The sequence below is a fragment of the Ruegeria aquimaris genome, assembly GCF_025751555.1.
Lineage (GTDB): Bacteria > Pseudomonadota > Alphaproteobacteria > Rhodobacterales > Rhodobacteraceae > Ruegeria_B > Ruegeria_B aquimaris.
In genome coordinates this window covers 1-22,603 of sequence record NZ_JAOWLB010000017.1, presented here as the reverse complement: position 1 = coordinate 22,603, position 22,603 = coordinate 1, and the positions used below count along the sequence as shown (strand labels likewise).

Here is a 22,603-nt window from a genome sequence, read left to right as displayed (position 1 = left end):
GATTTTGTGGCGGTTGCCTACGCCCTTTATATAGCACGCTCGCGCGACTGCCGGCGGAACCTCTCAGATCGCGCTCAGCGCTAGGGAACCAAGGGTCTTAGGATGAACGCGACGAGAGAGCACCTACTTGCATTCGTTTACAAACGGTCGTTTATTAGAAATATCTTAAATTGCAAAGAGCCCGATTTCATGCCCCTGATAGGTTATGCGCGCGTCTCCACAGAGGATCAGACCCCCCTGCCCCAGTCTGAGGCCCTGCAGTCTGCAGGATGCATTGAGGTCTTTGAAGAGCAAGCCTCGGGCGGCAATCGTGCGCGGCCGGTGCTGGCACGCGTGCTGGAGCGCGTGGGCCAGGGCGATACGCTGGTCGTCGTTCGGATCGACCGGCTTGCGCGGTCTCTGTCTCACCTTCTCGAGGTGATTGAGCGTTTGGAGGCCAAGGGCGCCTTCTTCCGCTCCCTGCAGGACCCCATCGACACCGCATCCCCGCAGGGCAAGTTCACGCTGCAGGTTCTGGGCGCTGCGGCTGAGTTCGAACGCGCCCTGATCCGCGAGCGTACCAAAGCCGGACTTGCCTCGGCACGCTCAAAGGGCCGCGTCGGCGGCAACCCAGGTCTTCGCGCCAAGGACCCTGAAGCGCTGCGCAAGGTGCGGCTGGCGCGGCAGGACGGCTACATGGAGCGCTTGAACGAAACTGCGCAGGATTGGGTGCCCCATGTGCGCCGTTTGCGCCCCGATATGGCTTGGGAAGACGTCCTGCGGATCATCAATGGCCCCCTGCCCCATGATCGGCGCTGGACGCAAAGCCGCCTGCTCCGCGCCGTGAAGGCATACGTGGCGGACGGATTCCTGCCCGCTGAAGTGCTTGGACGCGCTGGACGTCGCGAAACCGACGATCGCCTGCCTGCGATTGTCGCCGCAATCAAAGGTGCTGACCCCGAGATTACCTTGCAGGCAATCTGCGACCGACTGGAATCCATGCGTGAGCGCACCCCTCGCGGTCGCACCAGCTGGCAGCCTTCCTCAGTCAGAATGCTGCTGGAGCGTGCTGAAAAGCTGGGGCTCCTCTGAGGATCACACTTGTGTTGGCCTAACCGATTGCCACTAAATCTAGAAAGTGCTTGCACGAATCTGGTTGGCCGGGCAATAGTCTCGAAAAATAACGCGCGGTCACATAAAAAACGCGCCCACGGATCGGGGCAGACATGAGCGAAGTAGAGCAGGATCTAGACATCGCCATCGGGCACTACGCGGAACTTCTCGCGTCGAACCTGCATGCTCAGCGCGCCGCACACTTCCCTCCGGATGCAAAGAAAGTGATGCGCACTTTGACCAGCGGCGAAGCTGCTGAGCTCCTTGGCGTCGACCATACCTATCTTCGGAAGCTTCATCGAGAAGGAAAGATCGTTGACGTTGAGACGACGGCTGGAAGTCATCGTCGCTATACGCTCGACGATATCTGGGAAATCCGGCAGACGCTTGAAGGAAACGCAAAAAAGTCTGGAACTTACGTGCCTGGGCGCCGCGACGGTGACGAGCTTCAAGTTATTTCAGTGGTGAACTTCAAGGGCGGGTCCGGCAAAACGACGACGTCTGCTCACCTCGCTCAGCGCTTGGCGCTCAAGGGGTACAGGGTTCTTGCGATCGATCTCGACCCCCAAGCATCTCTTTCGGCTCTTCACGGAATCCAGCCAGAACTCGACCTTATGGAGGGCGGAACCCTCTATGATGCCGTTCGCTATGACGATCCGGTTCCGATCGCCGAAGTGATCCGCAAGACCTACATCCGCGGCCTTGATCTTATCCCGGGCAACCTTGAACTCATGGAGTTCGAGCACGAGACGCCTGCTGCTATCCAGCGAGGCGGAGCGAAAGCATTCTTCGCGAGAGTTCATGACGCACTCGATAGTGTTGAAGCGAACTACGACGTTGTTGTGATCGACTGCCCGCCGCAGCTTGGTTTCTTGACGATGTCAGCACTTTCCGCGTCCTCGGGTGTCCTCGTGACGGTTCACCCGCAGATGCTTGACCTCATGTCGATGTCCCAATTCCTGCGAATGACCGCGGATCTCCTAGGAGTGATCAGGGATGCAGGCGCAAATCTGCGCTTCGATTGGCTGCGTTTTTTGCCAACGCGATACAAAGTCGGCGACGCGCCACAAACCGAAGTCATCGCTTTCATTCGCGGACTGTTCGGGAGGTCGGTCCTGACCAATCACATGGTTGAATCGACCGCAATTTCTGATGCCGGCTTGACCAAGCAAACGCTCTACGAAGCTGACAAGAAGGACTTCACGCGTCAGACGTTTGATCGTGCGATCGAATCCATGAACGCAGTGAACGATGAGATCGCTGAAATCATCCAGAACACATGGGGGCGGAATGGCAAGAAAGCCTAAACTTGGCCTGCCGCTGCAGACCCTTCGCAACGCTCCTGACGCTCTTGAAGGGCGCCGACTGCGTGGCGGTGTATTTGAGATCGATCCGGCGCAGATTATTACCGAAGGACGATTGGATGACAGGCTTCAGATTGAAGTTGAGGGCCTGAAGAATTCAATCTCCAAGAACGGTCAGCGTGTGCCTGTCTTGGTCCGCCCACTGGAAGGCGATCGCTACAACCTGATCTATGGCCGCAGACGCCTGGAAGCATGTCGCGAACTCGGTATCAAAGTTCGAGCCATCGTCACGGAAGTTGATGGTGATCAAGCGCTTCGAGATCAGCTTCTCGAGAACCAAGAGCGTCGTGATCTGAGCTTTATTGAACGGGCGCTTGTTGCGACGGCGCTTCTGGACGGTGACCATTTGGAAGGGGCTGAGCGCACCAATCGAGGTGTCGCCGAGGTCCTTAACCTCCACGAAGCTGGGGTTTCACAACTCTTGAGTGTCGTTCGGACAGTCGGCGAGGAACTCATCCAGGCAATTGGTGCAGCTCCCGGGATTGGTCGCCCGAGATGGGAAGAGCTCAAAAAGGCTTTGGGTGCCTACGACGGTGATCGAGACCAACTGCAAGCCGTAGCTCATGCAGCCAAGTCCGAAAGTTCCGGCTCGGTCGATGAGGTTTCTGAGCGTGCGTTTCTCGCAGTTCTGGCAGCTGCGAAGAGTCCAGAGAAGAAAGCAAACCCGTCTAGAAAGGGCGTGCCTGCTTTGGCGATCCCCGGTGTCGGAGCTGCGACAGTCAAGACCGGTCGCCAAGGCAAGCAGCTAAAACTCGATCTGACTACGGATGAACCTGAATTTGTCAGCTGGTTGGAGGGCAATGCCTCAAAGCTGATTACCGAGCTTCATGAGCGCTGGAAGCGTTCAGAAGACTGAGGAAGAGCAACCAACAAGAAGGAGGCACGATACAGGCAAAAAAGAAAAAGGCCCCGAGAAGCTAGCTTCACGAGACCTTTGTAAGGTTTCGCACCGGGATCAGCCCGCTACAAAATCTCAGTTTTCGCACTTCTGAATGTAGCGTTCTGGCCCCTACCCCGCAAGCGCAAAGCGATTCGCGGGCCGTAGAAATTTTGCCTTCGTGAACGTTTTCATGGAGTACACACCGATTTCGCCGTTTATGCGGCCGATCTCGCACGCCCATCTGCGCGTGATTGAGCGACCCGAGGCTTCTGTTCCGGGCAGACCCGTCAACAAGTGGGAACTCCTGCGCGAGCTCTCCAAGGCGCAAGCGGCCTTTGGCGTGTCAGAACGTGATTTGACTGTTTTGCAGGGTCTCCTCAGCTTCTTTCCAGACGATGCACTTGGCGGGAACGCCGAGATGGTAGTCTTCCCCTCGAACAAGGCGATCTGTGAGCGCCTGAATGGTATGCCCTGCTCCACGATGCGTCGTCACCTCGCGCGTCTTGTCGAGGCTGGCTTGCTCCAGCGGCGTGATAGCCCCAATGGAAAGCGCTACGTCCGCAAGCACGGCGAAGAGCGCGTCGCCTTTGGCTTCGATCTTTCCCCGCTCTACTGCCAATCCGAGGAGATAGCACGGGCCGCAGAGGCCGTACGTGAGGCTGAGGAGCGCGTCAGGCGTCTGAGAGAGGTTGTAAGCCTCATGCGGCGTGATCTCGCGGCTCTCGCGGAGTTCGGAGACGAGATGCAGCCAGGCCTAGGCATCTGGGACCAGCTTCGTGACAAGGCTATCCTCACAGCGCGCGCGCTTCGCCGTAAGCTTTCAATTGAGGACCTCGCGGCATATCGAGCCGATCTTGAAGCTCTCCTCGACCAGGCACGCAACATCATTGATGGCTCTGAAACAGAAGAAATGAACACCAATGATGCTCGATCTGAGCGTCACCATCATAATTCAAATAAAGAATCTATAGATCTTGAACCTGCTTTAGAAAAAAGCGGGGCGGCGGCCGGCGTGCCAGATGTGGACAGGGATGAGCCCGTGGCTGACGTCGATGAACAGGACACAAGACACCTGCCAAAGATCCCGCTGCACCTGGTGATCGCAGCATGTCCCTCGCTCAAGACCTTCTACCAAGGCGAAATCCGGCATTGGCACCAGCTTTTCGATGCAGCATGCCATGTGCGACCAGCTATGGGGATCAGTGCGTCTGCATGGGAAGAAGCGCAGCGGTTCATGGGTCCGGAGCAAGCGTCGATCGTCGTTTCTGCCATGCTGGAACGCTTTGAGGACATCAGATCGCCTGGTGGATACTTGCGAGCTCTGACTGCCAAAGCTGTGGCCGGTGAGTTTTCCTGTGGGCCGATGGTCATGGCATTGATTGGACGACGATCTGCAGCTTAACAGCTGTTAAGGTTGAGAGACTGCGTACTGTTCCGCCACCTCGGGACTGACGACTTAACAGCTGTTAAGGTCCTGTCTCGGGAGTGTCAGAACAGGAGAGGGAAAGGTTTGTTGGTTGGAGGGGTGACGGGAAGTGAGATCGGAAGAGTGGCTTCCGGCGCCCGTCGTGGAGAAGATCTGATGGCGAAATCTGCCCAGAAAGTCACCCTGTCCCCGTCCCGGGACATTCCCTTCGACAAGCTCGTGCTGAGCCAATCCAACGTCCGGCGCATCAAGGCCGGCATCTCGGTCGAGGAATTGGCCGAAGACATCGCCCGCCGCGGGTTGCTGCAAAGCTTGAGCGTCCGGCCCGTTCTGGCCGAGGATGGGTCCGAGACCGGTGAGTTCGAGATCCCCGCGGGCGGTCGGCGTTTCCAGGCCTTGTCTCTCCTGGTGAAGCAGAAACGCCTGGCCAAGACCACGCCCATTCCCTGCATCGTGCGGGATGCCACTTCCGCGATCCTCGCCGAAGACGACTCGCTCGCTGAGAACATGCAGCGCGCAGCCCTGCATCCGCTCGACCAGTTCCGCGCCTTCGTGGCGCTTCGGGAGAAGGGTCAAGGCGATGAAGAGATCGCAGCCGCCTTCTTCGTCACGCCGCAGGTGGTGAAACAGCGCCTGAAACTCGCCGCCGTGGCCCCTGCCCTGCTCGAACTTTATGCCGAGGATGAAATGACGCTGGAGCAGCTGATGGCCTTCACCGTCAATCCGGATCACGAGCGTCAGGTTCAGGTCTGGGAGGCGATCCGGTCGTCGTGGAACAAGGAACCCTATCAGATCCGGCGGATGCTGACGGAAACCTCGGTGCGCGCCTCTGACCGTCGTGCCGTCTTTGTCGGCATCGAGGCGTACGAGATGGCTGGCGGCACCATGTTGCACGACCTTTTCCAGGGTGACGACGGCGGTTGGCTGGAAGACCCTGCCTTGCTTGATCGCCTGGTCAGCGAGAAGCTTCAGGCTGAAGCCGAAGCCATCGCGCCCGAGGGCTGGAAATGGATCGAGGTCTCGCTCGACCTGCCCTATGGCTACAGCCACGGTTTGCGGCGACTGAGCGGAGATCCAGCGCCGATGACGGATGACGAAGGCGCGGCCCATGCCAAGCTGCTTGCCGAGTACCGGGCGCTCGAGGAGGAATACGAGGGCCAGGATGAATTCCCCGAAGAGATCGACGCGCGCCTTGGCGCGTTGGAAGTCGCGATGGAGAAGCTCGAGGCCCGGCCGCTGATCTTCGACGATGTGGAGATCGCACGGGCAGGGGCTTTCGTGACGCTTGACCGCTTTGGCGAGCTTGCCGTCTATCGGGGCTTTGTGCGGCCCGAGGATGAGCCACGGGAAGACGCCGATGTCCACAGCGGTGAACCGGCAGCAGACGGGCAGGGCACTGAGCTTTCGGCTGCGAGCAGCGCGGATGGTGTCGGCCATGGCACGGTGATCACCTCTGCCGGTCAGGCGCTTGCCGCCAACGTGCCCGACGACGAGGACGATGGTGCGTTGAAGCCCTTGCCCGAGCGGTTGGTCATGGAACTGACGGCGCACCGCACCCTGGCATTGCGGGAAGCTGTCGGGCGCTCGCCTGACGTCGCCCTGACCTTGCTGCTCCTGAAGCTTGTCTGCGACACCTTCCGGACGTCCAGTTCGGCCGGCAGCTGCCTCGAGGCTTCGGTGCGTCACGTCTACATGTCGGCGCAGGCGAGCGATCTGAAGGACAGCGTGGTGGCCAAGCTGTTGGACGATCGCCACGCGGAATGGGAGGCCGACTTGCCGCTCGACGACGATGCCGCGCTCTGGGACTACCTGACCTCCCTTGATCAGCCGAGCCGGCTGTCCCTGCTCGCGCATTGCCTCAGCTTCGGGATCAACGCGCTCCACGAGAAGGTGAACCCTTATGGTGCCGGTATCTCCGCCGGCGGTTTGACCAGGCGGATGACCCAGTCCGACTTGGTCGCACAGGCGGTCGATCTCGACATGGTCGAGGCGGGCTGGGAGCCGACGGTCGATACTTATCTGAACCGTGTGCCCAAGGCCCGGATCCTCGAGGCCGTGCGCGAGGCGAAGGGGGAGGGGACGGCGCAACTCCTCGATCACCTGAAGAAGGGCGAGATGGCGACCGAAGCCGAGCGTCTGCTGAAAGGCAGCGGCTGGTTGCCGGAGGTTCTTCGCCGTCACGATCTGGCAGCACTCGACGAGGCGGAAGGGCGGGGGGCGTCTGCGCCCGTTTCCGACGCCGGCCAGACCGAGGATGTCGGCCTTCCCGCCTTCCTAACCGCTGACCTGCCGGGTGATGATGCATCGATGATGGCTGCGGAGTGATCCGCGCCATTCGAGGGCGGGTTTCCCCGCCCTCAATCACATAAAAATCAACAATATCAATATGATGAATGCAAAATGACGCATTCAGGATGAGGAATCATGTCTGCAACCACTATTCTCGATGACGCGCCCCTGGGCGCGCTCATTCGCTACACCGACAACAGTCCGAAACCGCCTGCGCGGTTTACGAAGAAGCTTGCGGCCTGGGAACGCTCGAACGGCGTCGGTCGGCTTGTGAAGAAGGAGCCGCCGCGACCCTATCGGACCTGGACGGCGCCGGCGTCGTTCACGCTGCACGAGGGGAACTTCTCCTCGGACGGGGTCATACTCGTGACGATCATGCGGACCCATTCGGCGGATAGCGCCTTGACCTTCGAGGTCGCTGAGGAACCACAGCCCGGGCAGGTGCGTGTCCTTTTGGATTTCGGCGGTTGCACGGAGCTGCTCCACCTGGCCGAGTCTGTCACGGCTGCGGAACTCTGGATCGCCAGAGAAGGCTATCGCAACGCGCGGCTGGAGATTGTCGGCAGCGAGGACGGCGATAGGGCAGGGAACGCAGAACTCGCCGCCTGAGCCTGTAAAATCCAAGGGGCCCGCCCAAGCGCGGGCCTCTCACCCATCACGACTCTGTCCTGTGAGATCGCGGGGCACCATAGGATCCAATCCATTACGGAAAGAGATCTTCACCCAAGAGCCTGCCCGGGAGGCTGGCAGCGATAGCATCAGCGGGACACTCGGCTCCAGTCAGCGGTCGCACCATCCCCCGCTCGCCATTCCCTTCCTTGCCCCAAACCCTGTCTTGGAGATCAACCCGCAAAGGGGTCGGACTACGGGCGAGCCCGTGCCGCCGGGTGGATTCGGACGAGCCGAACGCACCCGGTGATGTCAGCCAGTCTTCGGGCCTGCGGGGTCCTGTCGCGCGGGGGATGGTCCTCCGCCTCCAAGACAGGAGCCAAACAGATGTCCCGCAAAGATGCTCACGCCTTCGCCGCCTCTCTCGCCGCCACGCTCATGGTCTCGATCGTCGTCTTCCAGGCCGGTGATGGAACCTATGGCGCCGTCCCCGCCGATGAAATCGACGGAGACGAGGTCGTGATCGTCTCGGAATACGATCCCTTCGGGTGAGGCTTCGGCCTCACTTCCCGAGGGCCCAGGCAAGGCGCAGGTGCGCCCCCGGGCCTATCGCCGACAGAGTGACCGGCGGTACCTATCTGAAGAACGCCTGTGTGCCACCAGCGCAGATTATAGAGCTTACAAGGGCTCAAGCACGCGAAAATTGACTTGGAGAGAGCACGCTAGGATAAGTGGGAAAAACAAATCGTTAAATGATTGAGGAACGACAGTGACGCTGGATATCCGCGGTAGCCTAAAAAACACGCGCATCAGTAAGAATCCATTGGTGGTCGTGGATGAGCTACTGGCGAACTCGATCGACGCGTTCCTGATCCGAAAGAGGGATGAGGCCGACGCGGTTGCCCTGGAAGTGACGCTCAAGGTGAAAGCTACGAAAGCGGACTTGCTCGGCGAGGTGTTCGAGCTTGAGATCACCTGCGAGGACAACGGTTGCGGTCTTGGGCCAGAGCAGCGCAAGGCCTTCCTGACTAAGGACACCTCCTACAAGGACGACCTCAACATCCCTGGCATTGGGAAGTGCAAGGGAACGGGTCGCGTCCAGTTCTTCCACCATTTCACGGCGGTGTCACTATCATCAACCTACAGAGAGGGAGACGGGCTTAAGCATGTCTCACTGCCTTTTCTGCGCGACCGAAAGACCATCGAAGAGACCGATTTCACGGTAGAGGATCGGGACACCGGCGAAGTCGGGACCCATATACGACTTTCGCACGTGGTGCCGAAGCTGCGCGAGACCATCCTATCCGTCGCCAGCGTGCACAGGACGTTCACTGCCGAGGCGATCCGACAGCACGTTCTCTTCAACCTGCTGCAAAGGTTCGTCAGCCTTAAGGATGACCTCGGCGACTTCCGGATCAAGTTCGTCAGTGACCTCGGGGGCAACAAGTCTGAAAAGACCCTGACGCCCGCGGATATCCCCGAGCACACGTCCGTGACGTCGATTACCGTCGAACACGTCGAAGGTAAGGAAAAGGTGTCAGCCGACTTCACCATAACGCACTACAAGCTGGACGAGACGCAGTACCCGTTGCCTCGCAACATCATAGGTTTGTGTGCGAAGGCATCGATCGCTGAGCTCATCACTGGTCGTTACCTCAAGACCAAGACGCTCGAAAACAATGCGATTGACGGTCATTACCACATTGTCCTGATCGAGGGGGCCCTGTTGGATGATGGTGTGAACGAGCAGCGCGATGGGTTCGATAAGATTCCATTGGACGACGGCTCAGGCGACCTCTTCGGAGGGATGCAGATTACGTTCGAAGACATATTCTCGGTTCTCGACGACAAGGTACAGGAGCTCATAACGCCACCGGATTGGTCCAGGGACACTATCGTGAAAGACGTGGCGAAGGACTTCGGCGTGTCTGAGGAGATGCTCTCGTACTCGAACACGCGCGTGAAGTTCGGGGACACCCCGAACGAGGTCGCGAAGCGTGTCTTGACGAACCTTCAGGAGCAGGTGGTCAACGAGACGTCCAGCCTCTCGGCCATGAAGGAGGCCATCAAGGGCCTCGCCCCGGACAGCGATGACTTCCGACGCAAGATCGACGATCTTTCGTGGGAATTCGCCTCCTCGCTCAAGACGATAGACATGGCCAACCTTTCGCAGCTGGTTGTTCGCAGGTCAGCATTGATCGACGTGCTGGACTTGGCCGTGAAACAGGGCCTCAACGTCCAGACCGAACTACCCGACGGAAAGCGCCGCAAAAACGAGGCCCTGATCCACAGCATCTTCTTCCCGATGCGGAAGGACAGCGAGGATGTCTCGGACCACGACGTCTGGTTGCTCAGCGAGGAGTACCACTACTACGACTACATCGCCTCTGACATGCCGCTGAACCAGATCAAATGGGACAATGGCCAAAGCCTCTTTGAAGCCGACGTCGATGATGCCGTTGGCGAGTTGCTAAACCGGATAGGTGAGGAGAACGGGGGCTGCCGCCCGGATATAGCGCTGTTCCACGAGGAAGGCTCCGTTGTGATCGTCGAGTTCAAGGCGCCCGGCGTCAGTCTCGACGAGCACGACAACGACCTGATGGAATACGCCACACTCTTGGCCGCGAAGTCCAACGGAAGGCTGAAGAAGTTCTACGGATACCTGATAGGGGATACCATCAATCCGATCCGCCTGAGAGGCTACAATCGCTTGCCCGGTGAGAACGGCTTCTTCAGCACCGACGACGTGAAGGAGCCGAAAAGCCAGGCTACACTTGGGCAGCTGTACTCGGAACTTCTTTTCTACGGGGACGTCGTGGATCGTGCTCGCAAACGCATCGGAGTATATAGGGACCGCCTGAAGCTACCACCGCTTTGATCAAGGTCAGCTTGTTGCCGCTCCGCCGACCCGCACCCACCAAAAATGCTGCGCGATGGACGAATGACCGGTTCTGTGAAGCTGCGTGGCAGCGCTCGGCTGGGAGGCGAACTGCCGCTCTGGGCCGATCGCGTAGACCAAGCCTTCAACTGATGGCCAGATCGCTCGCGGTCTTTCCTGCTTCCAGGGCTTCCACGAACCACTGCGGTTTGCGTCCTCGGCCTGACCAGGTGAGCGCCGGGTTCTCAGGGTGCCGGTGTTTCGGTGCTGCAGGCGAACGCGAGGATTTCGTCTCGGTGCCGACAAGTTCGGCGAGGGTGTAGCCCAGTTCCTGGGCGAGAGCTTCCACCTTGGCGCGGGCTTTCACCTTCTGCCGATCCTCAAAGGTGGCAATCGCCTTGGCGACGTCCTTCTACATTTTCTTCAGCTCGCTGAGCGACAGTGCCTCGAGATCGTGATCAGCCATTGGTGCGAACCGTGTCCTGAATGCTCCGGTACCGATAGCCCGTCGCGGCAGGGTGCCGCAACTCCCGGAAGGCGGGCAGGGGTGGCGGAGGCTTGTGATCGCCGCTTTCGTCCCCAAGGAGGTGCTGGACTGGGGGTCAGGCTGTCCCGGTTGCCGGGATGTCAGGGTCTGGCATGCGCTCTCCCCGCATCTCTGTCTCCTGGGCCATCCCTTCGACTGACAATCCCCTAATCCCGTTTGGTCTCCTGCGCGCAACCCCGCGTCAGTCCGGGCCGTGTTGGCCGCCGTTGGCGTCCTGCCCGCTCCACCCCGGTCCTCTGGGGGTGTCCGGTGTCCATGCTGTCCACCGTGCACGCGTCGCCCGACGGGCTTTTTCAGGGTCTTGTCGAAGGGACGGTCCCGAAGACAGGAAACACAGGAGCTTATCATGCAGAACATCGTCATCCTCGCCGGCAACATCGGTCAGACCCCCGAAGTCCGCACCACCCAGAGCGGCACCAAGATCACCAACTTCAGCCTCGCCACCTCGCGTCCCCGCCTCTCGGAAGGCCGTGTAATGCGCGACGAGAACGGCTACCGGGTCATGGACACCGAATGGCACCGCATCACCTGCTTCAACGGTCTCGGCAAGACGGTCGCCGAGCATTGCGAAAAGGGCATGAAGGTCCTCGTCCACGGCCGCATCCACTACACCAAGTGGATCGACAGCATGGGGAACGACCGCTACGGTTGCGAGATCATCGCCGAGAAGGTCGACTTCCTGAGCCGCCCGAAGTCGGCCGAGAACGAAAACCCCGAGCTGGTCGACCGCGACGATGAGATCCCGTTCTGAGGAACGGGGTTTCCCCCGGACCCGGCGGGGCAACCCGCCGGAAACGGCCAAGTTCAAGACTGAACGATAAACCTCACGTCAGTTCCAAACCGAAGGCCACTGGCATCGCAAAGCGCCTTCAGTGCGCGCATTAGGTCTTCTTGGCCTATGTTTTTGCTGATCCACCAGCCAGAAGTCGTGCGTTTGGTCGGGAGCTCTTTGTTTCCGGGATGAATAGCCTCGGGGTTACGTGCGACGTAGCGTCTGGATCGGGCTCTCATATCGGCGAGCCTCTCAAGGGCCTCAGGCGCAATTTCGGCGGTCAAGTCCACGATTGCGGCAAATACATCGGGGAGCGTACGGCCTCCGATACTCACGCCAAGATACTCGGCTTTGTATTTGTGGTGGCGCGGCTCGTTCAAGGGCTTCGGCAGCGTGCCAGTTTCCTTGATTTTCACATTGGCGTCACCGGCGATGCTCGCTGCCAAGCTTGCCATGAGATCCCGATCAAGACTGTCCCGCATCTTGAGGATAGCGTCGACGAGATGTACGGGCATTCGAACCAACACGGTTGGTTCTTGTGTTGCAGGTGTCATAAGTGCCTCCAAGACTTTCGATGGCTACGACGCGTGCGCTGCGTCGCGTGATAGAGGGTGATAAGCGTCTCTCCCTCGACGATTACTTGGCTTCCACGCAGCCGCTCGAGTTGCTGAATTTCTTGTTTGCGTTTGCGGATGGCACGGGCAGCATCCTTGTCGGTCAGAAGAAAAGCATCATCCGCCACCCGGGTGCCGACACGGTAGACCAAATCGGCGTCCTCCTCCTTGAACCCGCGCTGGCGCATGCGTGCTTGGGCGTGATGTGTGAGGGCTAGTTCAGTCATCGTTGCCTCCCTTGGGGAATGTTGTGGGAAGATCGATAGTATCGAGCAGGGACATTAGGCTATCACGCTCTGCCTTGCGTACTGCGAGTTCCTCTTCAGGTATCTGTGCGATCATCCACGCAACGCGCTCTTCTTTCTTTTTGTCGCCCATGAGCTCTTCAGGGATGTCCTTCATCCGCACGTGGCCGCGCAGAAGCGCGTACTCGGCATCGGGATCATCGTCGGTTAGATGGTCGATGATCTCAGCGCCGATGCGGTAGTTCGGAAGTCCCTCACTTGTCTTCCATCCGAAGTCCGCATCGAAGCGAATGTTTTTCGCGCCCACTTCTTTCGCAAAGTCCTGCAGGTAGTCGGCGAAGGGATTGTTTTGCGATCTATCGTAGCCGCAATCAAAAGCTTCTTCAGAAACGTCGATACCAAAGAAGTCCTTTTTTTCAATGGACTTGCGCTCGGCCGCAGTACCTGCGTCTATCCGCCACGCTGTATAAACATAAGAGGAATGGCCGCCGCCGAGGCCTTGTAGCGCTTCCGAGGCTTCTTCGATCGCTTTGACGCGCTCGCGGCGCCAAGCAAGACTACCTTCAGCCAGCAGAGTCATGAAGAGCGGCGCCATCTCGATCTGTGAGCGGATCGGGATGCCGTAGATGTCCTGCACCATGTTAAACGCGAGCGCCGTCTCGGCGTCGATCATAGTGCGCAGCGGGCGGTAGCCCACCTTGCGAAGCGATTCTTCAAGTTGCGCGCGCTCGGTCGGTTCTTTGCCGAGCTCTTCGGTGCTGACTCCGAGTACCTTCGCAAGCGTCAGTGCCACCCGATCTTGAGCGGGATAGAAATCTTCTTTTGTGCTCTCGATCCTCTTGATGGTGGGAAGGCTGACCTTGTTCGGGCCGCTTGTTGCTTCGCAAAGCTCTTCCTGTGTCCAGCGCTTGCGCGAGCGCTGCGCTTTTAGTGCTTCAGGGTGAATGGGTATGGTCATGACATCCTCCAAGTCTCTGGAGATAAAAGTGATACGGAAATACCTATAAATCCAGAATCAAAATTAATTAGATAGACTGAAAAAAGGCGAGGTAAGATATCGTCAGATAAAGGAATGTCTCTGCTGCTGATGCCTTGGTACGACGTTCCGAGGTTGACGTCGCTCGACATGATACTTCCGCGTATCACGCACTGCGGCAGTTCAAGCTGTCAGTCTAAATCGATTGAAGTCGAGTCATGGGTTAGAGAGTCAGAGCAAGGATGGTTCCTTTGCGACAGGTTGGAGACTGGGAGAGTGGCTTCCAGCGTCTGTCACGGAGGAATGCCGATGGGCGTTGTGGAAGTTTTGGATCCGGTTCAGCCGGCGCGGGCTGTTGGCTGGAAAGTGGATGCAAGCCGGGGCGAGCGGAACGGGCGGGTGTCGTCCGAATGGTTCAATCGGCCGGATGACGAGCGGTATCTGTCGCTCGACGATCTCTGGGCCAATGTGAAAGGTCGCTCCGAGCGCAGCCGCAGCAGGGTGGTTCAGACAGCCGACATCCGTGTCGAGGCAACGCGCGACAGCGCCGAGCGATTGCACCTGGTCTTGCCGAAAGCGCAGGAACCCGTAGCGCCCACACACTGGGCCTTCGGCCAGCTCGCCAGCATTGTCGGCGCTCCGGCCTCCTACCTGCGGCAGCTGCCTGCTCCTCTGGCGGGGATCAACCTGCAATACGGTTTGACCAACCACCGCGCCGAGCAGGTGAAGACCTTCGAGACCGAGGATGGCCGCACGGAACTGCGCGCCGTGACCGGTCCCGACTACGGCCGCATCCATGACTTCGAGCTTGTCGAGGCGGTGCAGCGCATCGCGGGCAATGGTACGGGCGATACGCGTTGGAAGGTGCCGGGTGTGCTGGATTGGTCGACCGGGGTCTACAACCCCGATGTCGAGATCAGCCGCGACACGACCACGCTCTACGCCTCGGACCGCGATGTCTTCTTGTTCCTGGTCGACGATCGCAATCCGATTGAAGCGGGCAAGCTGGCGGACGGCTCGCCCGACCTCTACTTCCGGGGATTCTACTGCTGGAACTCCGAGGTGGGGGCAAAGACCCTCGGCATGGCGAGCTTCTACTTGCGGGCGGTGTGCCAGAACCGGAACCTGTGGGGCGTCGAGGATTTCCAGGAGATCAAGATCCGCCACTCGAAATACGCCGCCTCGCGCTTTGCACATGAGGCCGCGCCCGCGTTGACGCGGTTTGCCAATTCCTCGCCGCAGGGGTTCGTGAACGGCATCAAGGCGGCGCGCCAGCAGATCGTGGCGCGCAGCGACGAGGACCGCGCGGATTTCCTGCGCAAGCGCGGTTTCTCGAAGGCCGAATCCGGCAAGATCATCGAGAAGGTGCTGATGGAGGAAGGCCGCCCGCCCGAGAGCATCTTCGATTTCGTGCAGGGGATTACTCGGCTTGCGCGCGACAAGACCCAGCAGGACGCCCGCCTTGATATGGAAGGGCGCGCCAAGAAGCTTCTCGACCGCGTTGGTTGAGGTGGCGACCGGAGGCGATATCGCCTCCGGTCTCGTTCCTGTTTCATCGATCTGCTACTGTGCCCGGCACGATTAGGTGTTGGAAGTACGCGCATGGACGAAATTGATTGGTCAGATCGTGCATTTTATGATGACGGTGAATGGGTTACCTGGTCGGAAATCGACGAGCAGCTTCGCTACAAGGAGTGGGGCGCTAAATACCCGAACGCGATCAGGTCTATGATCCCATATTTTGAGGATCTCCTGTCCCTTGCGGAAAGCTATCACCTCGAGACCGGTCTTCACCTCTCTGTCTACGGCGATATCGGTGAGCTGTTCGGTGCTATTACGTACGGTATCAAGCTGAACAAGACCTATGCCCAGGGTGCTGACGGAAGACTTGGCAATGATCATGTCGAGGTCAAGACCATTACGCCATTCAAGACAAAGGATGTGGTTGTGGTCGATACAAATGGGCATTTCAACAAGCTCTTGGTTGTAAAGATCAACGAGGATTTTCAGGTCTCGGGTCGGATGATCGACCGAAAAGATCTTCCAAAGCGCGAAGGGCGCTACTTGCGGGTTCGATGGGGCGATTTACCAACGCCGAAATGATCGGCCCGATCAGCGACAGAGAGTCCGAGGGGGCGGTTTGGTCTTTGACGGTTTGAAGCGGAGAGAGAGGCTCTCCGCACCGTCGGAGATATGCCATGTTCGACCTTCCTCTCCAAACTCAGCCGGAAACGCAGAAAACAGATTTGCCGCCGAGCTTCCCGACCGCTTTTGCAGATCAAGATTTGCCGTTCGCACTCACGACGGCTTGCCATACGCCCGGGGCTCTCATGTCCGGGCAGGCACACCCCAAGGTACTGGAGCGGTTTGCCACGCTGGCCGAGGCCATGCAGGGGGCAATCGTTCACGCCGAAGATATCACACCTGAAGACGCTCCGCGCATCCTGGCAATCCTCGATCGGGAGGGCCGTCTCGTTCTGGCCGGAGCTACCTGTGATGGCGGAGTCGCATGGTGCCACCCGGTCTTGGATGCCGCCGAAGCCCGCGCCGTCGTGTCCGAGGCCAGCCAGACCCGCGCGCAGGCCATGCGGGCGGCCGAGTGGCATGAACATGGCCTCGCGCGACGGCTGCGGCACCACGCCGACCTTCTCGATGCCCGTCTTGTCGATCCGCTCTGGCGTGTCTTCGCGTCTCGCGCCCTGCAGATCGCGGCGTGACGCGCGAGAGTCAGAGAAGGGCAGGGGAGGATGTGAGCCTGCGAGGACGAGAGAGAGCCTCGGGGTTCAGATCCCTTTCCTCATTCCGGAGTTTCCAATGTCCAAGATCGAACCCACCCTGGCCGCGCCGATGGCGCCGTCCAAGATTGATTTCGCCGCCGTGCTGGCTCGGCAGTCCGAGCGTGACGCGCGTATCGCAGCTTTGCGACCGGCCAACAAGGAGCGCCTCTTCGATGGCCTGACTGCCGCGGGCATCGCCCATGTGACAGTGAGCTTCGACGGCTATGGCGATAGCGGCCAGGTTGAAAGCATCGAAGCCTACGCTGGCGAGACCGAAGTTCCTTTCCCCAAGACCGAGATCGCCTATGCCGCATTGACCTGGGACGACCCGGAGGTCGAGATGCGGGCGCTTTCGCTCGAAGATGTCGTCGAGCAACTGGCCTACGACTTCCTCTCCGACACCCATGGCGGCTGGGAGAACAACGACGGGGCTTACGGCGAATTCTGCTTCGACGCGAGCGCTCGCACCATCCACCTTGAGTTCAACGAGCGCTTCACCTCGTCCGAACTCTACACGCACGATTTCTGAGGGGGCGGCGATGGCACATCCCTACCACCACGCCCTGTCCTCGGTGAAGAAATGGGGCGGCACGGTCGACGACTACCTCGCCGTGCATTCCTGGTTCGACCAGAGCAAGGAGATCACAGCCGACTTTCGGCACCGGGCGCTGCGCCACCATGCGGAGGGCATCTTCATGGCCGAGACGATTTTCGGCCCGACCCTCATGCTGTCGACCGGGCGCGTCATCCCGACCCGCTGGGTCGGCGAGCAGCATGTTAAGGAGGACCTCGGCTTCATCCCGAGCTTCGCCGATTGGGTGAAGGCCATTCGGCCCGAGCCTTGGATGGGTCGGACCGAACGGATCGAGGCACAGGTCGATCCGCATCTCGTCTCGCCCGTGGTCGAGGTCACGTGACATGACCGATCCCACTTATCTAAGTCTTGACTTGCCGCCGACCGCTTCGCCACTGGCAGTGGTTCGCGCGGCGGTCCGGGCGCTGCACCCCGACACACGCGCTGTTTGCGGCCTCCGGTCGGCGCGCAAGCGCTTCTACCGACAAATGCTCTGCGCGCATGTCGCACGACAGGCGGCAGACGACACGTCGATCGGCTGATCGCTCCCGGCCGACCCTTCCAATCCAGTACTCGGCCTTCTGGCCGGGTCTTCCCCATTCAGGAGGTCCCCATGGCGGATTACTTCACCCATTTCTCATGCCTGCTCGACGTCGGCACTCCCGAAAAGGCGGCCCGAGCTCTCGCGCTGTTTCACGATCTGCGCGCTGCAGATCAGGACGCCGACGACCCGGGTATCGCTGGCTTCGATCTCGTGCACCAGGATGCCGCCGAGGGCAGCAGCCTCTGGATCCATGATGACGAACACGGCGATGTCGAAGCCGTCATCCGCTTCGTCTTGCGTCTTGCTGAAGAGCTCGACCTCACCGGCCTTTGGGGGTTCCAGTATTCTCTGACCTGCTCTCGGCCACGACTCGACGCCTTTGGTGGCGGCGCGCATGCCATCGATCTCGGCGCTCGCAAATCCATCTGCTGGTCCAGCACGCAAGAGTGGCTGGCCGCCGCATTGAACGGGGAGGACATCGATGCCTGAGGTGATCTGCACCACCGTCTACCAGTTCCCCGAACTCTCGGATGCCGCCAAGGAGAAGGCGCGCAGCTGGTATCGCGAGCTTGGCCCCCATGACGATTGGTGGGACGCGGTCTATGAGGATTTTGAGCGGGTCTGCGAGATCCTCGGCATCCGCCTGAAAACCACCCCCGTCCGCTTGATGGGCGGCGGGACGCGGGCCAAGCCCTGCATCTGGTTCTCCGGCTTCTGGAGCCAGGGTGATGGAGCTTCGTTCGAAGGCTACTGGTCCCACGCCAAGGGCGCCGCCGCGCGCATTCGGGACTACGCGCCCACGGACACGACGTTGCACGGCATCGCCGACCGGCTGCAGGCCATCCAGCGCCGGAATTTCTACCAACTCGCCGCCGAGGCCAGCCACCGTGGCCGCTATTATCATGAATACACCATGTCGGTGGACGTCACGCGGGACAGCCCGACCTGGCAGCCGCCGACCGAGGACGCGGAAGAAGTCATTACCGAGGCGCTGCGTGATCTGGCCCGCTGGCTCTACCGCCAACTTGAAGCCGAATACGACCATCTCACCTCGGACGAGGCCATCGAGGAGGGGATCATCGTCAATGAGTATACGTTCACGGAAGGAGGGCGGCGGTTTGGGTGAGCTGATCTCGTTTCACGCAGACAAGCGGGGGCTAGTCTGTTGTAAGATATCGGCAGTGGTCACGGCTTCTGCCGCACAACCGTCATGACCCGGGAATATTGTTTGATCCAGATGGCCTTATCTGGGCTCAACCATTTAATCAGTTCCATGATCTGACTATACTCAGCGGTGATATTTCGATGAAGAATTGGTTCATGATGAAAGACGCGGTTGCGAAATTCACGGACATCGTCACAGCGCTTGTATAGTTGTGCATAGGAAACAGGCCCCGGCAGGTGAGGGAATTCTCCATGCAGATTTGCCCAGAAGACGGGTTCGTGCCTTGGCAGCAGCATTTTCACCCAGAATCCAAAATTGAGCTCTGCGGTCATTCGCCCTGAGGTAACCGCGCCCGTTGTGACGAGCTTGTCGCGTGCTGTCTTTACTATGCGCTTGCCGCCGCTCTTGATCTGCAAGAGAAAGGCAGGGTCATCCCACCATTGCGGACCATAGAGCGCGATGAGGCGAGCGACGATTATGTTCCTTAGACTGACCTCGGCTGCGCTCAGTACAGGGAAGAAAGCCTCACTGAGCTGAATGTTCCAGCCATAGAGGGCCAATGCGCGATCTGGATTGTGACCAGCAGCAACGAGGTACTTCGTGAGGCGTTCTTGAGAAATTATATTTGTTACCAAATACTTAATGCTCCGATCGACTGTTCGCGTACCGTCAGACTGCGCTTGACAGTCGTGCGAAGATACCCATATATGAGAGCAATCGAAGGCAAAGTCAGGCCTTCAAACCCTTAGAAGCCCGCGACAGCCGTTACAGGTCCTCGCGGGTTTTCGCTTTTTATACATCTACTTACGGAAATCCAAGAAGATTTGGCGAGGCAAACTCTCAGCCCAATATGGTGCGGTGGCGCTTGGTCATCCCACTATTCTGCTTCTAGTCGACCTTCACCAGGAATGGCTCTTCCAAGCTCAGAGTTATGATGTGTGAAGATACCGCAGGCCTGTGACCCCGTTCGTCGGGGGGCGAGCGCCCCGTTTCTGTCACTTGTTCCCGTCGATCCACTTCGACAAGAGCCCCTTGTCGCGGAAGCATTCGTCCGGAACGGCGCGCCGTTTGATCCGGGCGAGTTTCTCCGCGAAGGCTACTTGCTTGGACGTGGGCAGCCGGTCCATGTCCGATACAGGCTTCAGCCGGGCCTGAACCTCGATCCAAGCGCTCAAAGATCGCCGGTCTTGCTGAACCTCCCAGGGCAGGAGCGTCCGGTTGCGCAGGGCGAGCGACCGCGCATAGGCAATCTGCTTGGGTGTTACGGGCAGGGCGCGGGTGCTGCTTTCCATGGTGGAACCCCCTTTCTGGCTTGGCTCTGAAAATAGAACATAACAAGAACAAAATCAAGCCAAGCGTCGGGAACACCTTGGTGCGAGAGGGAGAGAGGGGCCGGGAAAGATCAGGTCCGAGGCTGCCCGAGAGAGGGAGTCCGGGCCTGATCCTGTCCTTCATTCCGGAGTTTCCCGATGACCCATCTTGCCCCTGTTGCGCAGGCGTCCTTGCCTGCGCCCATTGTCCCGTTGGCAGCAAATCCTGCCTCTGCGATCGTTGCTGTTGCCGAAGCGCTGCAGCCCGATCTGGCGCAAGGGCTTCAGATCGACGCGCTGCGCCTGCGCCGCGAGATGGAACATGCCTTTGGCGGTTCCGATGCGACCGGTGCTTGGGACTGGAAGCTCGCCTATGAGGCGGGCGAGGTGGCGCTGGTCCTCTTTCTGCGAAAGTTCGGTCGGGCGCTGCTTGCGCGTGCCGGCTCGCCTGCGGCGCTGTTGCCGATCCTCGCCAAGGTGGCAGGTCTCTTGCCCACGCACACCCGGCGGTCGGAAGAGATGGAGCGGTTTCAGCAATTCAGCACGCCCTTGCCCATGGGACTGGCGGCACTGGCGGCAGCACAGATCACGCCCCGCGACCTGGTCCTCGAGCCGTCTGCCGGGACCGGGCTCCTGGCGATCCTTGCCGAGATCGCGGGCGGCAATCTTTCGCTGAACGAGCTGGCCGAAACCCGCGTCGATCTCCTTCGGCTGCTTTTCCCGGGCCGACCGGTCACCCGGTTCGATGCCGCGCAGATCGATGATCATCTCGACGCCTCCTCAAGCCCGAGCGTCATCCTGATGAACCCGCCTTTCTCGGCTGTGGCCAATGTCGGTGGTCGGTCGACCGAGGCGACGGCCCGGCATCTGCGCTCGTCGCTCGCGCGCCTGGCCCCCGGCGGGCGGCTCGTCGCCATCACAGGGGCCGGTTTCGCGCCGGATGCGCCGGCCTCGGCCGAGACCTTCGGCCGTATGACCGAGACGGCCCATCTCGTCTTCACCAGCGCGGTGTCGGGCGCCGCTTTCGCCAAGCACGGCACCAGCTTCGAGACGCGGATTTCTGTCTTCGACAAATGCCGCGGCGGCGAGCCGGGCGGCACCACCGCAGACCTGCGCCAACCCATGTCTAGGGACGTGGCGCATCTGATGTCCCGGGTCACTGCAGAGATTCCGCCGCGCCTCGAACTGGAACAGGCCGCAAATGCAGGTCTGTTCCATTCTTCCCTCTTCCCGGGAAGTCCTGCCCGCGCCACACACACAACCACCAGCCGATCGCGCGCGACCTCTGCGGCTAAAATGGCGAAACCCGAAACGCCGATTGAGGCCGAGGAACTGGACTATGCTCTCCGCGACGCCGCCGAGGACGAAGACGCCGCACGGCTGTCCGACGCGATCTACGAGACCTTCCGTCTGCAGGCGATCGACATCCCCGCAGCGACCGGACACCCGACCAAGCTTGTGCAATCGGCGGCCATGGCCTCTGTCGCACCTCCGAAACCGAGCTATCGCCCCAAGCTTCCGGCGGCCGTCCTGCGCGACGGCCTGCTGTCAGACGCGCAGCTCGAGACCGTTATCTACGCGGGGGAGGCGCATGGCGCGCGTCTCGCGGGCTCTTGGACCGTCGATGAGACCGGAGACGTGGTATCCGCAGCACCGGAGGACGCCGCTGATGCTATCGCCTTCCGCCGGGGTTTCTTCCTCGGCGATGGCACCGGGGCGGGCAAGGGCCGCCAATCGGCCGGGATCCTGCTCGACAATTGGTGCCAGGGCCGCCGCAAGGCGCTCTGGATTTCGAAGAGCGACAAGCTGCTGGAAGATGCGCAGCGCGACTGGTCGGCGCTCGGGCAGGAGCGCCTGCTGGTCACGCCGCTCTCGCGCTTTGCACAAGGCCGCGACATCCCGCTTACCGAGGGCATTCTCTTCACCACCTATGCGACGCTGCGTTCGGAAGAACGAGGTGGGAAGAAATCCCGCGTCGACCAGATCGTCGACTGGCTCGGGGCGGATTTCGACGGGGTGATCCTGTTTGACGAAAGCCATGCCATGGCGAATGCCGCAGGAAGCAAGGGCGAACGCGGCGACACGGAAGCCTCGCAGCAGGGCAGGGCGGGCCTGCGGCTCCAGCACAAGCTGCCCAATGCCCGCGTGGTCTATGTCTCCGCCACAGGCGCGACGACGGTCCACAATCTCGCCTACGCGCAGCGTCTCGGGCTCTGGGGCGGGGAGGATTTTCCATTTGCTACTCGCGCCGAGTTTGTGGAAGCCATCGAGGCTGGCGGTGTCGCGGCGATGGAGGTTCTGGCCCGCGACCTTCGGGCGCTCGGCCTCTACACCGCCCGGTCGCTTTCCTATGACGGTGTCGAATACGAGATGCTGGAGCATGCGCTGACACTGGAGCAGCGCGGCATCTACGATGCCTATGCCGGGGCCTTCCGGACGTTATGCGCAGCTGCGCATAATGTGCGTAATCGCGAGGACGCGATAATGCGAAGGAACGCGGCACCATCGCTATCATTTGAGGAGTTCTGGGTTACGTCCTTC

Annotated in this window: 22 protein-coding genes and 1 pseudogene; 17 read left to right on the top strand and 6 right to left on the bottom strand. The window is 60.1% G+C overall.

Annotation, left to right across the window (positions count from 1 at the left end; genetic code table 11):
* Positions 1-189 precede the first annotated feature (189 nt).
* From OE747_RS18660 to OE747_RS18625, 8 genes are all read left to right on the top strand, one after another.
* Positions 190-1,071, top strand: a complete 882-nt coding sequence (locus OE747_RS18660) for a recombinase family protein (protein WP_263830049.1) — start codon at positions 190-192, stop codon at positions 1,069-1,071.
* A 134-nt stretch (positions 1,072-1,205) separates the two neighbouring features.
* Entirely contained in the window at positions 1,206-2,399 is a 1,194-nt protein-coding gene (repA, locus tag OE747_RS18655) for a plasmid partitioning protein RepA (RefSeq protein WP_040179904.1), read from the top strand.
* Positions 2,383-3,312, top strand: a complete 930-nt coding sequence (gene repB, locus OE747_RS18650; RefSeq protein ID WP_263830048.1) for a plasmid partitioning protein RepB — start codon at positions 2,383-2,385, stop codon at positions 3,310-3,312. Before repA ends, repB begins: the two co-directional genes overlap by 17 nt.
* Before the next feature lie 214 nt (positions 3,313-3,526).
* A complete protein-coding gene (gene repC / locus OE747_RS18645) occupies positions 3,527-4,738 on the top strand; it encodes a plasmid replication protein RepC (RefSeq protein ID WP_071167364.1) in 1,212 nt (403 codons plus the stop codon).
* Between the two features lie 180 nt (positions 4,739-4,918).
* On the top strand, positions 4,919-7,087 hold the full coding sequence (locus OE747_RS18640) for a ParB/RepB/Spo0J family partition protein (protein WP_263830047.1): 2,169 nt from the start codon (positions 4,919-4,921) through the stop codon (positions 7,085-7,087).
* 99 nt (positions 7,088-7,186) lie between these two features.
* Positions 7,187-7,660 (top strand): hypothetical protein, encoded by a 474-nt coding sequence (locus OE747_RS18635; protein ID WP_263830046.1) that lies wholly within the window; start codon positions 7,187-7,189, stop codon positions 7,658-7,660.
* Positions 7,661-8,047: 387 nt separating this feature from the next.
* Complete coding sequence (locus tag OE747_RS18630) at positions 8,048-8,212, top strand: hypothetical protein (RefSeq protein WP_009574204.1); 165 nt, start codon at positions 8,048-8,050, stop codon at positions 8,210-8,212.
* Positions 8,213-8,429: 217 nt separating this feature from the next.
* Positions 8,430-10,538, top strand: a complete 2,109-nt coding sequence (locus tag OE747_RS18625) for a hypothetical protein (protein ID WP_209507370.1) — start codon at positions 8,430-8,432, stop codon at positions 10,536-10,538.
* A gap of 145 nt (positions 10,539-10,683) precedes the next feature.
* Here OE747_RS18625 and OE747_RS18620 read toward each other — a convergent pair.
* Positions 10,684-11,004: pseudogene (locus OE747_RS18620) on the bottom strand (H-NS histone family protein).
* Between the two features lie 427 nt (positions 11,005-11,431).
* Between OE747_RS18620 and OE747_RS18615 the strand changes: the two are divergent.
* Positions 11,432-11,836: a single-stranded DNA-binding protein gene (locus OE747_RS18615; protein WP_008335991.1), complete on the top strand. Its 405-nt coding sequence runs from the start codon at positions 11,432-11,434 to the stop codon at positions 11,834-11,836.
* Between the two features lie 53 nt (positions 11,837-11,889).
* Here OE747_RS18615 and OE747_RS18610 read toward each other — a convergent pair whose 3' ends face one another.
* The 3 genes from OE747_RS18610 to OE747_RS18600 are packed head-to-tail and all read right to left on the bottom strand — an operon-like array spanning position 11,890 to position 13,674.
* On the bottom strand, positions 11,890-12,411 hold the full coding sequence (locus tag OE747_RS18610) for a hypothetical protein (protein ID WP_263830045.1): 522 nt from the start codon (positions 12,409-12,411) through the stop codon (positions 11,890-11,892).
* The gene (locus tag OE747_RS18605; protein ID WP_209507375.1) at positions 12,408-12,698 is read right to left on the bottom strand and encodes a hypothetical protein; all 291 of its coding nucleotides are present in this window, start codon (positions 12,696-12,698) and stop codon (positions 12,408-12,410) included. The genes OE747_RS18610 and OE747_RS18605 overlap by 4 nt, the downstream gene beginning before the upstream one ends.
* Positions 12,691-13,674, bottom strand: coding sequence for a helix-turn-helix domain-containing protein (locus OE747_RS18600; RefSeq protein ID WP_263830044.1), 984 nt, complete (start codon positions 13,672-13,674; stop codon positions 12,691-12,693). The genes OE747_RS18605 and OE747_RS18600 overlap by 8 nt, the downstream gene beginning before the upstream one ends.
* Before the next feature lie 327 nt (positions 13,675-14,001).
* Between OE747_RS18600 and OE747_RS18595 the strand changes: the two genes are divergently transcribed.
* From OE747_RS18595 to OE747_RS18560, 7 genes are all read left to right on the top strand, one after another.
* Positions 14,002-15,201: a DUF932 domain-containing protein gene (locus tag OE747_RS18595; protein ID WP_263830043.1), complete on the top strand. Its 1,200-nt coding sequence runs from the start codon at positions 14,002-14,004 to the stop codon at positions 15,199-15,201.
* A 93-nt stretch (positions 15,202-15,294) separates the two neighbouring features.
* Positions 15,295-15,795: a hypothetical protein gene (locus OE747_RS18590; RefSeq protein WP_076367269.1), complete on the top strand. Its 501-nt coding sequence runs from the start codon at positions 15,295-15,297 to the stop codon at positions 15,793-15,795.
* Positions 15,796-15,890: 95 nt separating this feature from the next.
* Positions 15,891-16,409, top strand: coding sequence for a DNA repair protein RadC (locus OE747_RS18585; RefSeq protein ID WP_263830042.1), 519 nt, complete (start codon positions 15,891-15,893; stop codon positions 16,407-16,409).
* A 97-nt stretch (positions 16,410-16,506) separates the two neighbouring features.
* Positions 16,507-16,998, top strand: a complete 492-nt coding sequence (locus tag OE747_RS18580) for a DUF6878 family protein (protein ID WP_263830041.1) — start codon at positions 16,507-16,509, stop codon at positions 16,996-16,998.
* 10 nt (positions 16,999-17,008) lie between these two features.
* Positions 17,009-17,386, top strand: coding sequence for a DUF6915 family protein (locus OE747_RS18575; RefSeq protein WP_263830040.1), 378 nt, complete (start codon positions 17,009-17,011; stop codon positions 17,384-17,386).
* A 270-nt stretch (positions 17,387-17,656) separates the two neighbouring features.
* Positions 17,657-18,076, top strand: coding sequence for a hypothetical protein (locus OE747_RS18565; protein WP_263830038.1), 420 nt, complete (start codon positions 17,657-17,659; stop codon positions 18,074-18,076).
* Positions 18,069-18,713 carry an antitoxin of toxin-antitoxin stability system gene (locus tag OE747_RS18560; protein ID WP_263830037.1) on the top strand — a complete coding sequence of 215 codons (645 nt, stop codon included), beginning with the start codon at positions 18,069-18,071 and terminating at the stop codon, positions 18,711-18,713. The genes OE747_RS18565 and OE747_RS18560 overlap by 8 nt, the downstream gene beginning before the upstream one ends.
* A gap of 59 nt (positions 18,714-18,772) precedes the next feature.
* On the opposite strand, the gene OE747_RS18555 is transcribed toward OE747_RS18560, so the two are convergent.
* Positions 18,773-19,312: a hypothetical protein gene (locus tag OE747_RS18555; RefSeq protein ID WP_263830036.1), complete on the bottom strand. Its 540-nt coding sequence runs from the start codon at positions 19,310-19,312 to the stop codon at positions 18,773-18,775.
* A 435-nt stretch (positions 19,313-19,747) separates the two neighbouring features.
* Entirely contained in the window at positions 19,748-20,044 is a 297-nt protein-coding gene (locus OE747_RS18550; protein WP_263830035.1) for a hypothetical protein, read from the bottom strand.
* 177 nt (positions 20,045-20,221) lie between these two features.
* Here OE747_RS18550 and OE747_RS18545 point away from each other — a divergent pair.
* On the top strand, positions 20,222-22,603 hold a 2,382-nt coding region (locus tag OE747_RS18545; protein ID WP_263830034.1), incomplete at its 3' end, for a strawberry notch-like NTP hydrolase domain-containing protein.

Excerpts from the sequence above, each read along its gene's own strand:
- OE747_RS18660 (WP_263830049.1), top strand. The coding sequence starts at position 190 with ATGCCCCTGATAGGTTATGCGCGCGTCTCCACAGAGGATCAGACCCCC.
- repA (WP_040179904.1), top strand. The coding sequence starts at position 1,206 with ATGAGCGAAGTAGAGCAGGATCTAGACATCGCCATCGGGCACTACGCG.
- repB (WP_263830048.1), top strand. The coding sequence starts at position 2,383 with ATGGCAAGAAAGCCTAAACTTGGCCTGCCGCTGCAGACCCTTCGCAAC.
- repC (WP_071167364.1), top strand. The coding sequence starts at position 3,527 with ATGGAGTACACACCGATTTCGCCGTTTATGCGGCCGATCTCGCACGCC.
- OE747_RS18640 (WP_263830047.1), top strand. The coding sequence starts at position 4,919 with ATGGCGAAATCTGCCCAGAAAGTCACCCTGTCCCCGTCCCGGGACATT.
- OE747_RS18635 (WP_263830046.1), top strand. The coding sequence starts at position 7,187 with ATGTCTGCAACCACTATTCTCGATGACGCGCCCCTGGGCGCGCTCATT.
- OE747_RS18630 (WP_009574204.1), top strand. The coding sequence starts at position 8,048 with ATGTCCCGCAAAGATGCTCACGCCTTCGCCGCCTCTCTCGCCGCCACG.
- OE747_RS18615 (WP_008335991.1), top strand. The coding sequence starts at position 11,432 with ATGCAGAACATCGTCATCCTCGCCGGCAACATCGGTCAGACCCCCGAA.
- OE747_RS18610 (WP_263830045.1), bottom strand. The coding sequence starts at position 12,411 with ATGACACCTGCAACACAAGAACCAACCGTGTTGGTTCGAATGCCCGTA.
- OE747_RS18605 (WP_209507375.1), bottom strand. The coding sequence starts at position 12,698 with ATGACTGAACTAGCCCTCACACATCACGCCCAAGCACGCATGCGCCAG.
- OE747_RS18600 (WP_263830044.1), bottom strand. The coding sequence starts at position 13,674 with ATGACCATACCCATTCACCCTGAAGCACTAAAAGCGCAGCGCTCGCGC.
- OE747_RS18595 (WP_263830043.1), top strand. The coding sequence starts at position 14,002 with ATGGGCGTTGTGGAAGTTTTGGATCCGGTTCAGCCGGCGCGGGCTGTT.
- OE747_RS18590 (WP_076367269.1), top strand. The coding sequence starts at position 15,295 with ATGGACGAAATTGATTGGTCAGATCGTGCATTTTATGATGACGGTGAA.
- OE747_RS18585 (WP_263830042.1), top strand. The coding sequence starts at position 15,891 with ATGTTCGACCTTCCTCTCCAAACTCAGCCGGAAACGCAGAAAACAGAT.
- OE747_RS18580 (WP_263830041.1), top strand. The coding sequence starts at position 16,507 with ATGTCCAAGATCGAACCCACCCTGGCCGCGCCGATGGCGCCGTCCAAG.
- OE747_RS18575 (WP_263830040.1), top strand. The coding sequence starts at position 17,009 with ATGGCACATCCCTACCACCACGCCCTGTCCTCGGTGAAGAAATGGGGC.
- OE747_RS18565 (WP_263830038.1), top strand. The coding sequence starts at position 17,657 with ATGGCGGATTACTTCACCCATTTCTCATGCCTGCTCGACGTCGGCACT.
- OE747_RS18560 (WP_263830037.1), top strand. The coding sequence starts at position 18,069 with ATGCCTGAGGTGATCTGCACCACCGTCTACCAGTTCCCCGAACTCTCG.
- OE747_RS18550 (WP_263830035.1), bottom strand. The coding sequence starts at position 20,044 with ATGGAAAGCAGCACCCGCGCCCTGCCCGTAACACCCAAGCAGATTGCC.